The 12,821-nt window shown below is 64.6% G+C and carries 17 protein-coding genes and 1 pseudogene; 12 read left to right on the forward strand and 6 right to left on the reverse strand.

From position 1 onward, the window contains the following. The first annotated feature begins 189 nt into the window (after positions 1–189). The 3 genes from ACFC4D_RS16765 to ACFC4D_RS16775 all read left to right on the forward strand — a co-directional run bounded on the left by ACFC4D_RS16765 (position 190) and on the right by ACFC4D_RS16775 (position 3,542). The gene (locus ACFC4D_RS16765; protein WP_376064189.1) at positions 190–783 is read left to right on the forward strand and encodes a hypothetical protein; all 594 of its coding nucleotides are present in this window, start codon (positions 190–192) and stop codon (positions 781–783) included. 154 nt (positions 784–937) lie between these two features. Continuing rightward, a complete protein-coding gene (locus tag ACFC4D_RS16770; protein WP_376064191.1) occupies positions 938–2,815 on the forward strand; it encodes a VWA domain-containing protein in 1,878 nt (625 codons plus the stop codon). 10 nt (positions 2,816–2,825) lie between these two features. Beyond that, positions 2,826–3,542: a PP2C family protein-serine/threonine phosphatase gene (locus ACFC4D_RS16775; protein WP_376064192.1), complete on the forward strand. Its 717-nt coding sequence runs from the start codon at positions 2,826–2,828 to the stop codon at positions 3,540–3,542. Between the two features lie 163 nt (positions 3,543–3,705). On the opposite strand, the gene ACFC4D_RS16780 is transcribed toward ACFC4D_RS16775, so the two are convergent. Both ACFC4D_RS16780 and ACFC4D_RS16785 read right to left on the reverse strand, forming a co-directional pair. Then, positions 3,706–4,200 carry a hypothetical protein gene (locus ACFC4D_RS16780; RefSeq protein WP_376064194.1) on the reverse strand — a complete coding sequence of 165 codons (495 nt, stop codon included), beginning with the start codon at positions 4,198–4,200 and terminating at the stop codon, positions 3,706–3,708. Between the two features lie 131 nt (positions 4,201–4,331). Then, the gene (locus ACFC4D_RS16785) at positions 4,332–4,943 is read right to left on the reverse strand and encodes a TenA family protein (protein ID WP_376064196.1); all 612 of its coding nucleotides are present in this window, start codon (positions 4,941–4,943) and stop codon (positions 4,332–4,334) included. A gap of 154 nt (positions 4,944–5,097) precedes the next feature. On the opposite strand from ACFC4D_RS16785, the gene ACFC4D_RS16790 reads away from it, so the two are divergent. Next, a complete protein-coding gene (locus ACFC4D_RS16790; RefSeq protein WP_376064199.1) occupies positions 5,098–5,805 on the forward strand; it encodes a hypothetical protein in 708 nt (235 codons plus the stop codon). Positions 5,806–5,995: 190 nt separating this feature from the next. Here ACFC4D_RS16790 and ACFC4D_RS16795 read toward each other — a convergent pair whose 3' ends face one another. Further along, the gene (locus ACFC4D_RS16795; RefSeq protein WP_376064201.1) at positions 5,996–6,634 is read right to left on the reverse strand and encodes an FMN-dependent NADH-azoreductase; all 639 of its coding nucleotides are present in this window, start codon (positions 6,632–6,634) and stop codon (positions 5,996–5,998) included. A gap of 159 nt (positions 6,635–6,793) precedes the next feature. Here ACFC4D_RS16795 and ACFC4D_RS16800 point away from each other — a divergent pair, with 159 nt between their 5' ends. From ACFC4D_RS16800 to ACFC4D_RS16820, 5 genes are all read left to right on the forward strand, one after another. Then, positions 6,794–7,216, forward strand: a complete 423-nt coding sequence (locus tag ACFC4D_RS16800) for a winged helix-turn-helix transcriptional regulator (RefSeq protein ID WP_376064202.1) — start codon at positions 6,794–6,796, stop codon at positions 7,214–7,216. Between the two features lie 71 nt (positions 7,217–7,287). Next, the gene (locus tag ACFC4D_RS16805) at positions 7,288–7,773 is read left to right on the forward strand and encodes a DUF6301 family protein (RefSeq protein ID WP_376064205.1); all 486 of its coding nucleotides are present in this window, start codon (positions 7,288–7,290) and stop codon (positions 7,771–7,773) included. A 118-nt stretch (positions 7,774–7,891) separates the two neighbouring features. Continuing rightward, entirely contained in the window at positions 7,892–8,302 is a 411-nt protein-coding gene (locus tag ACFC4D_RS16810; RefSeq protein WP_376064208.1) for a hypothetical protein, read from the forward strand. 15 nt (positions 8,303–8,317) lie between these two features. Next, complete coding sequence (locus ACFC4D_RS16815) at positions 8,318–8,686, forward strand: YciI family protein (protein ID WP_376064209.1); 369 nt, start codon at positions 8,318–8,320, stop codon at positions 8,684–8,686. After that, positions 8,683–9,876, forward strand: a complete 1,194-nt coding sequence (locus ACFC4D_RS16820; RefSeq protein ID WP_376064211.1) for an RNA polymerase sigma factor — start codon at positions 8,683–8,685, stop codon at positions 9,874–9,876. Before ACFC4D_RS16815 ends, ACFC4D_RS16820 begins: the two co-directional genes overlap by 4 nt. A gap of 59 nt (positions 9,877–9,935) precedes the next feature. Here the strand turns inward: ACFC4D_RS16820 and ACFC4D_RS16825 are convergent. Beyond that, a pseudogene (locus ACFC4D_RS16825) lies at positions 9,936–10,130 on the reverse strand (transposase); the annotation flags it as partial. Between the two features lie 266 nt (positions 10,131–10,396). Between ACFC4D_RS16825 and ACFC4D_RS16830 the strand changes: the two are divergent. Continuing rightward, positions 10,397–10,867, forward strand: a complete 471-nt coding sequence (locus tag ACFC4D_RS16830) for a DUF6301 family protein (RefSeq protein WP_376064214.1) — start codon at positions 10,397–10,399, stop codon at positions 10,865–10,867. An 84-nt stretch (positions 10,868–10,951) separates the two neighbouring features. Here ACFC4D_RS16830 and ACFC4D_RS16835 read toward each other — a convergent pair whose 3' ends face one another. Then, positions 10,952–11,347 carry a hypothetical protein gene (locus ACFC4D_RS16835; RefSeq protein ID WP_376064873.1) on the reverse strand — a complete coding sequence of 132 codons (396 nt, stop codon included), beginning with the start codon at positions 11,345–11,347 and terminating at the stop codon, positions 10,952–10,954. Between ACFC4D_RS16835 and ACFC4D_RS16840 the strand changes: the two genes are divergently transcribed. After that, a complete protein-coding gene (locus tag ACFC4D_RS16840) occupies positions 11,243–11,620 on the forward strand; it encodes a lipase family protein (RefSeq protein ID WP_376064215.1) in 378 nt (125 codons plus the stop codon). The genes ACFC4D_RS16835 and ACFC4D_RS16840 overlap by 105 nt on opposite strands. Next, the gene (locus ACFC4D_RS16845) at positions 11,551–12,054 is read left to right on the forward strand and encodes a hypothetical protein (RefSeq protein ID WP_376064875.1); all 504 of its coding nucleotides are present in this window, start codon (positions 11,551–11,553) and stop codon (positions 12,052–12,054) included. Before ACFC4D_RS16840 ends, ACFC4D_RS16845 begins: the two co-directional genes overlap by 70 nt. Positions 12,055–12,063: 9 nt before the next feature. Here the strand turns inward: ACFC4D_RS16845 and ACFC4D_RS16850 are convergent, their stop codons facing one another. After that, a complete protein-coding gene (locus ACFC4D_RS16850) occupies positions 12,064–12,798 on the reverse strand; it encodes an SDR family NAD(P)-dependent oxidoreductase (RefSeq protein WP_376064218.1) in 735 nt (244 codons plus the stop codon). Positions 12,799–12,821: the final 23 nt, after the last annotated feature.

Raw genomic sequence — 12,821 nt, forward strand, 5'->3', positions numbered from 1 at the left:
GTCGAGGCGATCTCGATCATCGGCAACACGACCCGTTGTTGAATCGGAGAATATGTGCAGTGGGCTATGTCAAATGGATAGGCACAATTGCCCACCTCGATGCTCCAAAGCGGCTCATTGAACAACCGATCGGGGATATCGGTGTCGTAGCGGCCCGATAGGCTGGCGGCCGTGATGAGGATTCGCCATTTGATTTTGTTCGGTGTTGTGGCAGCGGGTGTGACCGCGTGCGGGGACTCGGGGTCGGATTCTTCGGAGAGTGCTTCCGCGCCGCCGATTCGCACCTCCTGTGCCGCCGCCGCGGCCAACGGATCTGTCATCAGCACCGAAGTGCGGTTGGATGTGCCGTTCACGCTTCAGCTTCCGAAGCTCGAGGATTGGCAGGCAAAGCCGGTGGAGGGGGATGATTCGGTGCTGCGTCTGGTGGCTTGGCCGGCGGGCCGGACGGGCAGCGCGACCATCACTCTCGGGGTGTCCGCTCCGCGCAGCGCCAACATAAGCGTGGTCTCCGCAATGGCCGGCGACTGGAAGCAGTGGCGAAACGAATCCGTCCAGGTGTGCGGCGGGGGTGGCAACCGGTTCGGTGGAATTCTGCCCGCGTCCGATACCCGCAGCGTCGATCTCTACCGCGAGTTCCTCGATTTCGATTATCGCGCAGGGGAAATGGTGTACCCGATCAAAATGAGGGTCGACGCCCCGGCGGCCGATCGAGACCGCTATAAATCCGATATCGATACCTTCGTCGACGGTCTGCAGGTCGTACCGACGCCTCCTGCGGGTTGAGCGGAGTGACGCAAGTGCGCCGTCGCGGGTGAATTGCGAGGTCGCGGTGGCGTTTTGGACGCTCGCGTATGCTGGCGCGCTTCTCGGCTATGCGAAGGTGACTGTCTGGTCGGTATTTTCGGAGGGCACGAATCACCGAATACCGAAGAGGATCATGTCGACAACGACCAGACTGACCGCGCTGTTCGCGGCCGCCGCGGTCGCGCTACTGCCGTCGCTGCTGCCGGCGGCCGCGCAGGGGAGTCCCGATTCGCCGCAGTACGCCCCCACCATGCTGATCCTGGACGCGTCCGGATCCATGCAGCGCCCCGATGTCGGTGGCACCATGATGGATTCGGCCAAGCGCGCCGTGCGCGGCTTCGTCGGTTCCGCTCCCGCCGAATCGAAGGTGGGACTGGCGGTTTACGGCACCGGCACCGGTAACGCCGAGGCGGACAAGGCGGCCGGGTGCCGCGACGTGCAGGTGCTGCAGCGTCCCGACACCCTGGATCGCGGCTCGCTGACCGGTGCCGTGGACGGCATTCAGGCCCGGGGCTGGACACCGATGGGTGTGTCGCTGCGCAAGGCCGCCGAAGCGCTACCGAGCTCGGGCCCGCGATCGATCGTGCTGGTCTCCGACGGTGACGACACCTGCGCACCGCCCGAACCCTGCGATGTGGCAAGGGAATTGAAGCAGCAGGGCCTCGACCTGATCGTGCACTCGATCGGGTTCGCGGTCGATGAGAAGGCGCGCGCCCAGCTCAGCTGTATGGCACAGGTGACCGGCGGCACGTACGCCGATGCCGCGGACGGCGCCGCACTGGAACGGATTCTGCCCCGTGTCACCGGTGCGGCCCTGCGCAATTACGCGGCCTCGGGCACGCCGATCACCGGCACGAACGACTATCGGACGGCTCCGGTCGCGACCCAGGGTCACTATCTGGACACCGTCGGCCAGCACGAGAAGCGGTACTACGGAGTGGATGTGCCCGCCGACGGCACCGCCTACTTCAGCGGTGTCGTGTCGTTCCCGCGGCTGCCGGACATCAACGTCGCCGATGACTTCAACACCATGAATATCCGGGTGTTCGATCGAGATGGTAAGGACTGCAACGTATTCGAATACGGTCAGGCATCGCATTCCAGCGACGGTGTGACCCTGGCAGTGAGCCTCACCTTCCGGGGCGCGGTGCAGGGCGCGGCCGGTAGCGGTACCTGTCACGGCGCGGGCCGTTACTACTTCCAGCTGGACTGGGACAAGGTCTCCAATGGCCTGCCGCAGCGGGTGCCGCTGGAAATGATGATCGGTGTCGAACCCGGCGTCACCGATCGCGGCCCCGCCGCGAGCGAGATCGCCACGGCGTTCACCGATCCGGGCGGTGCGGAGCTGCCGGTCACCGGAGGCGGATCGCTGGCCTCGGCGGCCACACTGGGCGGCGCGGGCCGCTACACCGATACGCTGCGGCCGGGTGAATACGTCTTCTATCGAGTCAAGGCGGACTGGGGTCAAGGGCTGGCGTACCGGGTGAACTTCGCCGCCAACGGCGGCACCGGCACCAAGGCCACCTCCAATATCGCGACCGTGCTGTACTCACCGGTCGCCGCGCAAGTCGCTTCGGACACCCACGTGTACACGGGAACCGATGTCTCCCTGCCGAATTCGGATAAGTCGATCGCGACGGTGCCGATCCGCTACGCCAACCGCGATTCCAGCACCTCCGCGGTGACCCGCCAAGCCGTCGCGGGCTGGTACTACATCGCGGTCAAGCTCGGTTCGCCGGTCGAGGCGGGTGACGAGCGGGCGGTCCCGATCCGGCTGGATCTGTCGCTGGCGGGAGCCCCCGAGCCCGGACCGAAATACGCAAGCGGCGCAACAGGATCGGTGACAGGCGACGGTTCGAAGGGCACAGCCGGTACCCAGGCCGCCCCTGCTGATGTGTCCTCGTCCGACGAAGGGCTGCGCGGACCGATCCTGATCGCCATGGCCGCCGCCGCGGTCGTCCTGATCGGAGCGCTCACCGCGGTTCTGCTGATTCGCCGTCGCCGCGGCTAGTCTTCACGCTGTGGATGGTCTCGACATCGAAACCGCGGTGGGCAGCGACACCGGCAACCGCTACTCGGCGAATTTCGACGTCACCTATCTCGTCGAGCGACCTCTGCTCGCAGTGGTCGCCGACGGGATGGGGGACGGGCCGGGCAGTGCGGCCGCGGGGCGGATCGCAGTGGATACCTTCGCCGACTTCGCCACGCGTGTGGCGGAGCCGGGACCGGATGTACTGCGTGAGGCGGTGGCGGCAGCTCATGCGCGGGTGAGCCGCGTCGGCCGTGAACTGCGGACCCTCGCGGGATGCACTCTCACGGCTATGGTTGCCGCACAACAGGGTTGCTGGCTGGTTCAGATCGGTGACTCCCGCGTGTATCGGTTGCGTGCCGGGATACTCGAACTGCTGACCACCGACCACACGATGGCCTGGCTGGGAGCCGTGCACGGTTGGTACCCATTCGACTCGCCACAGGCCGCCGCGGCCCGATATCAACTCACCCGATACATCGGCCACGGTTCCGCGCCCGAACCCGATGTGTTCAGCGTGACAATGAAACCCGGCGACCGATACCTGCTGTGCACCGACGGTGTATCCGAACAGGTCGGCTACGACGATCTGCGAACCTTCCTCGGTCGCGATACACCGCCGCGCGCCGTCGTATCCGCCCTACTGGCTGCGTGCGAGACAGCGGGCGGAAAGGACAACGCCTCCGCCATCGTGATTCGTGTCGATTGAACATGTCGACCGGACGGGTCGGCATGGAGGAACCGGTAGTGGCCTACGTGCCAGGCGGGTCTCCGCGTATGCGGATGTTCGCGACTGTCAGTCAAAACGGGTGAATATGACTGGGCCACAAGAATATTCGTTGTAGAGATGTGGACCGATGACCGGTCTCGGCTCAGCCCAGGGTGAACGTCGTGCGGCCCGCGATGTGCTCCAGATCCTTGTTCTGCGGGTAGACCTCGGAGTACGTGTCGATCCACGCCTCCACCTTGCCCGCGCCCGGTCCCATGCCCATGCCGGTGATGACGTTGTCCGGCAGGCCGACCACCGAGGTGCCTTCGACGCGTTGCGATTGTCCGCTGGTCAGGCCGGTGCCGACGTTCTTCCAGTGCACGGTGAGGTAGTAGGCCCCGCAGGAATCCCCGGTCTGGGTGATCTTCACCCGAACGCCGAACGTGCCGGACTGCGGCTGCGGGACGGTCTCGGCGGCGAGTATCGCGGCGCAGTTGGAACCCGGAACCCGTGTGAGGGTCGGGGTGAATTGGGCGACCTGATCGTTGGAATCGGCTCCGGCAGTGCCGGCGAACCCGCTCCACAGGGTCACCATCGCCGCCGCGGCCACACCCGTGCGGAACGTGAACTGTTGCAGGGAAACGTTTTTCAGGGTCATGCCTTATGTTTCGTTCCGGGCACGAATGGTGTTATGCCTTCCTGAGCCCTCAGTTTCAGGGGCTGGCCAACGCCCGGCCGCCGGGATCGCGCGGATCGCGGTCGGCGCGCTCACCGAGATGACCTACCGGTTCACTCGTGGCTGAACGGCACATCCCAGAATGCGATTTCGTGGCGCATGCCGGTCAGGAACAGCTCCTCCGCGTTATCACCGCCCGCTTCGTCGAGCATCTGAGCGCAGCGGGCGGTGAGCGCCGCGAAGCCCGGGTCGGCATAGGTGTCGATCCAGCGCCGATAGCGCGGATCGGCCGGCGGATTCTGTGCGAGGATGGCCCCGAGCGTCGAATAGCCCCACATGCAGGGGTAGAGCGCAGCCAGTCCGTCAGCGTAGTTCGCGGCCGAATCCAACAGGAACGCAGTGTATTTCACGCACGGATCGCCCTTGACCGCCCCGTCGAGATCAGCACCGAACTCCGCGGCCAGACTGCGATGCAGCGTGAGCTCGTCGTGGAAAGTAGCGTGCGCAAGGTCGACCAGATCGCCGAGGTGAGCGGCCGGCGCCTGCCAAGCAAGGCGAGAAAAGACCCGCACATAGTCGAGCAGAAACAGATAATCCTGTTCCAACCAGGACCGGAACACCGGCTCGGCGAGATCCCCCTTCGCGATCCCCACCACGGTCGGATGCGCCAGTTGCTCCTCGACCAGCGGTCGGCCGAGCTGCTCCAGATGTACTGCAAGACTCATACGCGACAGCGTCGCACATCGCCGCCAGCTCCCTAGCCACACCTCTGCCGCTGTAGACAATGGTCTTGTGAGAGACCGGGATCGATGGGATCAGGCGTACCGGCTGGTGGTGGCCGCGAGTGAACCGTTGGCCGTGTGGCGGGCGGGGGAACGGTTGCGGCAGGCGATACTGCGTGGATGGTGTCGGGAGTTCGGGCCGCTCACCGTCGAACAGCTGGATGCGCCGATTACCGACGAGCAAGTCGCGGTAGTTCGCGCGCTTGCTCGTACAGCGTCTTTGGAATGGCGTGACGAGGCGCTGGGACCGCTCCTCGAGGTCTCGGGTTCGAACGAGAGTTTGGAGTGGCCGCTCGGTCTCCATGGATTGTGGACCGTTGCCGAACCGTTGCGGCTGGCTGGGGTTCAGGGCTGGTTATCGCTGGACCAGCGGCGGCCATCGGTGAGTGAAGTGTTGTCCAGCGGCAGCAATACGTTCGGTTCGGTCTTCAACCACATCGGTCAAGCGCATGCGGCGATCGATACCGAACGCGCTGACATCGATGATCGTGTTGCGCACGCGATCCGCCGATTGTGTTCGAGAGCATGGCATTTCGAAGAGGTGGTGCAGAACAAGCGCGGCTGGGACGACGCGCCGTGGTGGGAGTATCTCGAGCTCGGAGAGCTCATGCCCTGGCTGGCGGTCGGACTCGGGCTGCCGGGGGAATGCCCCGAAAGCTACGGATACAGTCTCGTCGCTGATGTCGCACATCGACTTCCGTCGAGCCTGGGCAGCGCGTGGATGTGGCGCGTGTTGCCGGAGGAGTTCTTCTCCGAAATGATCACTGCGGTAAAGCAATTGGCGGCACAGGGCGGCGACCTGTAATGCGCGACGGGTAGTGCATCGCCACCGCTGACACGATCGAAGCCGACTTCCACACAGGCCGATATCTCGCGCTGACCGGACCGATCAGCGCGAGACATCGAAGGATCAACGGGCAGAGCGGCATACGGCCGTCGTCAGCAGAGGCTCGGGTACAAGCAGGTGCGTCATCGAGATTGTTCCGGTGGGGTCGTTATGCGGCGCGGGACGGGGTGACGGTTGTGGCGAGGCCGCGCGCTCGTTCGTGGGCGTCGGCCATGGAAGCCTCGTGCAGGGCCAGTAGTGGGGTCAGTGCCGGAGTGTGGGGAGCCATGGTGAGCTCGGGGAGCACCGTGATCACCTCCAGTCCCAGGAGGCGTCCGAGCACGGCCTCGAGCGTGGGCACTACGAAGTCGAGTCCTTCGTTCGGGGTGCCGGGGCCATAACCGCCGCCGCGCGCGGAGATCAACACGGCGGGACGGCCCGCGACGGGTGAGTCGCCGGTGATATTCAGGGTGCGGTCGACGACGATGATCTGATCCAGCCATGCCTTGAATGCCGACGGCATCGTGAGGTTGTACATCGGCACGGTGAACAGGTACGCGCTCGCATCGAGGAATTCCTCGATCAACTGGTCCTGTATCGCGGCGGCCGTGGCCTGCTCGGGGGTGTACTGGGCGGGGTCGGTGAGGCGGGCGGTGATGCCCGCGGCGCTCAGGTGCGGCACGGGGGTGGTGGCGAGATCGCGATGGACGACGGTGCCCTGCCACCGGTCGAGAAAGGACTGCGCGACTTCGCGGGAGACGGATCCCGCACCGAGCGAGGACGAGTCGATGTGCAGCAGATGTGTCATGGGTGTGCCTTTCCGGGGACGGACTGCGAGGGTCTGCAGATCTCCATCCACATATCCCTACCTGCAATTCATACGATTTGTTCGTAGCGCCATAATGCGCCAGTATTGGAGGCGGTACAAAAGGCACCTCGGTGTGCGTGACGGAGCGGGATGGGTGCCATGCAGGACAACACGGAGATCGAGATGGCGGCCGCGAGCGGGCCGTGCGCGGGAATTCCGGCCGACCACATGGTCTTCATCCGGCAGGTGCTCGACCGGGTCGGCGACAAATGGAGCATGCTGATCGTCGCGGTGCTCCAGGACGGTCCCCTGCGCTACACCGACCTGCAGCGTCAGATCCCCGGCATCTCCCAGCGCATGCTCACCCACACCCTGCAACAACTGCGGCAGGACGGCCTGATCACTCGGGCCGCCTACGCCGAAGTGCCGCCCCGAGTGGAATACGCCCTCGCCCCGCTCGGGGTGGGATTGCACGAGATCGTCATGCAGCTCATCAGCTGGGCCGCCGACCACCACGACGAGATCCAGATCAATCGTGCCCTTGCCGCCGCCCCGCGTTCACGGGCGCGTTCGAGGTCGTAACAGCTGCGGTTGGCCGAACGCTTCGACTTTCAGGGCAACGCACTTGACCTATCGCACAACCGAAAGAGCTCATGTTGGTCGAAACTGAGAAAGTCGAGCACATCGCTACCGTCGCAGCATCATTCGACTGGAGCTGGACCGAGGAGGACCTCATTCCCCTGTGCGACGCACTCGGGTGGACAGGGGTTGTCAGCCGAACCAAGCGTACGGCGACTCTCCGCACCGATCTCTCGGCGGCGCAGTCCCAGGCGTACTGGCGCGCCTGGGACCAGGGCGGTATCGGTGAGCTGATCATGGTCGTCACCGACCAGGTCAATGCGAACGACGGTGCGGCAATGCAGCTGCTGCGCGGCGAATACGACACGCTGGTGGCCCGCCTGGAAACCGTGCTGGGCCCGCCACACACCATTCAACGAGGACCGGAACCAAAGGCGCGCTGGGACCGCAACAATCTGGTGCTCCGGCTCTATGTACTGCGCGGCTACATCAACCTCTACCTGGTCAACCCCGCCTACCAGGAATGGATCGACACCCCGGACGACTTCGCAGCGTACTGAGTTGGGGCGAATCGTTCGTAAGAAGTCCAAGATCACGGTTCGACGATCGAATGTCGAAAACTGTCCGCTGGCTCCGTGGTACCGGCGAAGGAACCATCAACCGAAAGGAACTCTCGTCATGAGTACCTCGATCTCCGACCTCGACCGTCTCGTCGGCACCTGGCGGGTGTCCGGCGGCGCCGACGGCACCACGACCTACGCGTGGCTCGACGGCCGCGCCTTCCTGTCCCAGCGCGTAGACATGAAACACGACGGGCACCACGTCTCCGGACTCGAAGTCATCGGCCACGAACGACCGTTCGGCGGTGAGACGAGTGAGGCGGTCACCTCACGCTTCTACTCGAGCGACGGCGAAACGCTCGACTACGAGTACGAACTCGACGGCGACGTGCTGACGATCTGGGGTGGCCGTAAGGGCTCGCCGGCGTACTGCCGGACCACGTTCAGCGCCGACGGCAACACGCTGTCCGGCGCGTGGGTGTGGCCCGGTGGCGGTTATGAGGCCACGATGACACGTGTCACTGCATAGCGAGAGGATGGAGCCGTGAAGTACATCCTGCTGGCCTACACCAACACCGCGGACTGGGCGTCGGTCGACTACTCGAGTCCCGAGTTCGCCGCGATGTGCAAGTTCTACGAGGAGCTCGGTGCCGAGCTGACCGAGTCCGGCGAGCTGGTCACGACGATGGGGCTTGCCGATCCGTCGTTGACCCGGACCGTGCGGAAGTCCGCTTCGGGACCGGTCGCCAGCGACGGGCCGTACGCCGAGGTGAAGGAGGTCCTTGCGAGCTTCTCGGTCATCGACGTCGACTCCCACGACCGCGCGATGGCAATCGCCGCACGAGTCGCCGACAACATCGGCGACACGATCGAGGTCCGGCCACTACCCGACGGCCCGCCGGGCGATCTGTGATCGCTCGCGAGATCGAGGACCTGCTGCGCGACCTGGCGCCGCAGGTCCTCGGTGCGCTCGTCCGTCGGTACGGGCACTTCGACCTTGCCGAGGACGCGGTCCAGGAGGCCATGCTCGCGGCGACGACACAGTGGCCCCCGTTGCCGGACGAACCACGCACCTGGCTGATCCGGGTGGCCTCGCGGAAATTGATCGACCTGCTGCGCAGCGAGCAGGCCCGCCGCGAGCGGGAGGAAGTGCCGGTTGCACCGTCCGGACCCGTTTCGGCACAGGATGATTCGTTGATCCTGCTGTTCATGTGCTGCCATCCCGCGTTGCCGCGCACCGGTCAGATCGCGCTCACCCTGCGCGCGGTCGGCGGCCTCACGACCGGAGAGATCGCCCGCGCGCTGTTCGCGCCCGAAGCGACGATGGGGCAGCGGATCAGCCGCGCCAAGAAGACGATCAAGCAGTCCGGCGTGCCGTTCGCGATGCCCGCCGAGCACGCCGAACGCCTCGACGCCGTACTGCAGGTGCTGTACCTGATCTTCAACGAGGGCTACACGAGCACCTCGGGGCCGGTGCTGGCGCGGGTCGAATTGTCCACCGAGGCCGTCAGACTCGCCCGGATGCTGCACCGCAGCCTGCCCGGCGACGGCGAAGTCGCCGGCCTGCTCGCGCTGATGCTGCTGACCGACGCCCGCCGTGCCGCGCGGACCGGGCCTGGTGGCATGCTGATTCCGATGGCCGAGCAGGACCGGACGTTGTGGGACCGCGCGCAGATCGCCGAAGGTGTTGCGCTGGTAACTGCCGCGATGTCACGAAACAAGCCCGGTCCCTACCAGATTCAGGCAGCGATCGCGGCAGTCCATGACGAGGCGCCGACACCGGCCGCGACCGACTGGGAGCAGATTCTCGCGCTCTACACCTTGCTCGACCAGATGTCGGACAATCCGATGGTGACGCTGAATCGTGTTGTCGCCCTGGCGATGGCACGTGGGGTGCCCACCGGGCTCACGTTGCTCGAGCAACTGCGGACCGACCGGATCCTTGCCGAGCATCATCGTTTCGCCGCAGTCGAAGCGCATCTCGCCGAACTCGCAGGCGATCTGAAACTGGCTGCCGTGCAGTACCGTTCGGCAGCACACAGGACACTGAGCGAACCCGAGCGTCGCTATCTCCTCACGAAGGCAGCGCGCCTCGAATCATGACCGAATGGATATGTACCTCGACCCGAGCAGTTCTCAGCCGCGGTCGAGAAAGCGGCGCGGACAAGGGTTCGCCACGGCTTTGAGAACTTCGCGCCGTAGTCCCGCTCGAACGCCTCGATCGTCGTGCGGGCCATGTCGGCGTCCTCGGCGTTGGAGATCTCCTGCATCGCCGCGAGCGCGCCCGGATACGCCGACTTCGGCAGCGCCGCAAGAACATTGCCTTGTTTGTGCCACCAGCAACGCTGCTCCTTCGTGGCGAGACCGTGTTCGGGGTGTTGTCGATGATCTGCGGCTCTATCCATGCTGGACTGACCCTCGTCGAGATCTGAGAACGTCTGGGCATCCCAGGGATTTCTGCCGCCTGTTGTGATTGCGGGCCTTCGACGTTCCGGGGCGATTTCGGTTGGAACCCGTCCGAAAATCCGCTCCCTAGAGACTGACGCACCTCACCGAGCCCCCCTACCTCCGCAAATATCGGCGGGACCAGCGGTCGCTTTTCTCGAAAAGTAGCATCCACCCCATGCGGGTCGACATCGACGGCGCGTGCGAAATCGCACGCCTGGCAACCACACCCAACTGGAACTGGAACAACCCAGACGGACTCCACCAGCTGTGCGACGCCACCGGCTGGGAAATCGTCAGCAAAATGCCGTCGAAGAGTGCAGACCTCCGGACAACGCTCCACGTCGGTCGCCCTGAGGCCAGCATGTATGGCAACCCCCGAAAAATGAATCTGATCTCGACCTGTGTCACGGACGTCGCCGACATCGATACACCCGGCCTCACCGAGTGGATCACACCGATCTTCGAAGAACTACGCATAGCACTCGCCACAGTCCTCGGCGAACACAGCCGCTACGAACCCGGCCGCGAAGCGACCGCGTTCTGGGACAGGCCGAACATGACTGTCGGGCTGTCCATGACCTGGCGATCGATCCATTTGCGGTTGGTCAGACCGGACGGGTTCTACGGTATCGACTACCGGGATTGAGCGAACTCCGCGATGCCCGCCGGGCCACGAAGCCCATCGACTATCTCGCGAAAGATCTACGGGCTGAGCATCGCTCGGCCGCCGTCAGTGCACGATTTTGTCGATGAGCGAGTGCCGCCGGTATGCGGTGGTGGCCACCCGCAACAGCCTCTGCCGCTCGGTGCAGCAGTCAACGACGAGGACGTGAAAACCACTGCCGGCGAAGGCTTTCCGAAACCGATCTCGCGGTTCCTGCGTACCACTGGCTGACCGGACATCCGGCGTCGGGATACGGAAAACGCCTCCGCTGGTTGCCCTCTGACGTTCCTCCCACAGCACGGAGGCTTGCGAATAGATCGATCTGACTCGCTCGATCTCCGCAGGGGTTGGCTTGCGATGTTCCGCTTCCAAATCCGCGCGCAGGAGGTTCAATTCGTCGTACAGCACCCCAATCGGACCCGCGACTCGACCCTGCCGCTCTTCCTGTTTCACGCTGTGCACGACGAGATCGTCGCCATCGCACCGGTCGACCGGACGGTGGCACAGTGGTGCGCATCGGGAGCACCGGTGACCTATACACGGGACCACTTGAGCGAACACGCCAGTCTCGCGATCAGTGCGTTGCCTGCGGCCCTGCATCGCCGAAATGTGGGCGGCATTCATGCCTCCCACACCGGGCTCGCAAACCGTGCCAAGCTTCCGGCATGGACGGTCTGCTTACCTTCGAACATGAACGGTCCATCCTCTTGGATCGCGCCACATATCACTGGGTGAGACTCGAGACGTTCAGGTTCGGCTCGGCGCGACTGGTATCCGAGCTGTTGTCAGCGTTGATCGCGCATCCTCGCTACCGGGACACCTTCGCGACCGAATTCGCCGGGCAGGGCACCCATCTGCTGCACGGGCCCTACCGGGTCGAGCACATCTCGGCGGCCACGTTCGAGCCGATCACCTCCTTGTCTGCACGAAAACTGTTGCAGGACTGGGCGAACAACGCCGGAGTTCCGGTGTCACCAGAAGTCCAGGCCGAGTTGGACACTCGGGTGTTCCCGTTGCTGGAGTCGCCGATGTTGTTTCAACTGCCCGACCTTCGGCCGGATGCGCAGCACGACTGGGGTGAAGTTGTCGGTGTCGACGGATTTCATGAGATCGTCGCGATCGACGAAGGCGATCACGTCCTCGTCCTGATCGTGGCGGCAGACGACTGAGGAGTGATCTCAGATCGCGGAGGTGCCGCCGTCGACGGCCAGTTCCATGCCGTTGACGAACGATGAGTCGTCCGAGGCGAGGAACAGTGCGACCGAGGCGATTTCCTCGGGCCGACCCATCTTCCCCCGCGGAATCAAGGCTTCGAACCGCGCCTTGGTCTCGGCGTCGAACAGCTGCTCCTGGATCGGCGTGGCGATCTGGCCCGGACTCAGCACATTGACCCGGATTCGCCTGTCCTTCAACTCGTACAACCACACGCGGGCCAGTGCGTGCAGTGCGGCCTTGCTGGCCGCGTAGACGCTGTAGTCGGGCCAGCCCTTGACCGAGGCGATCGACCCGGTCATGAGGATCGATCCGCCGTCGTTGAACAGCGGCAACGCTTTCTGAACGGTGAACAGGGTGCCGCGCGTGTTCAGCCCGAATGTGTTGTCGAATTGCGCTTCGGTGATCTCGCCGAGCCTGGCTGCCTCGGCCGTGCCGGCGCTGGCGAACAGCACGTCGATGCTGCCGTGCTCTCGTTCGACCGTCTCGAACAGGCGATCCAAGTCAGCCAAATCGGAAGCATCACCCTGCACGCCGGTCACGTTGCGCCCGATCCGCTCCACGGCCTCGTCCAACGCTTGCTTTCGCCGACCGGTGAGGTAGACGTACGCGCCCTCCGCGACGAACAGTTCGGCGCTCGCCAATGCCATGCCGCTGGATCCGCCCGTGATTACCGCGACCTTGCCGTCGAGCTTGCCCATGATCACTCCTTCATTGCGCGTAG

Origin of the sequence: Nocardia sp. NPDC056000 (genome assembly GCF_042269265.1) — a bacterium.
Lineage (GTDB): Bacteria > Actinomycetota > Actinomycetes > Mycobacteriales > Mycobacteriaceae > Nocardia.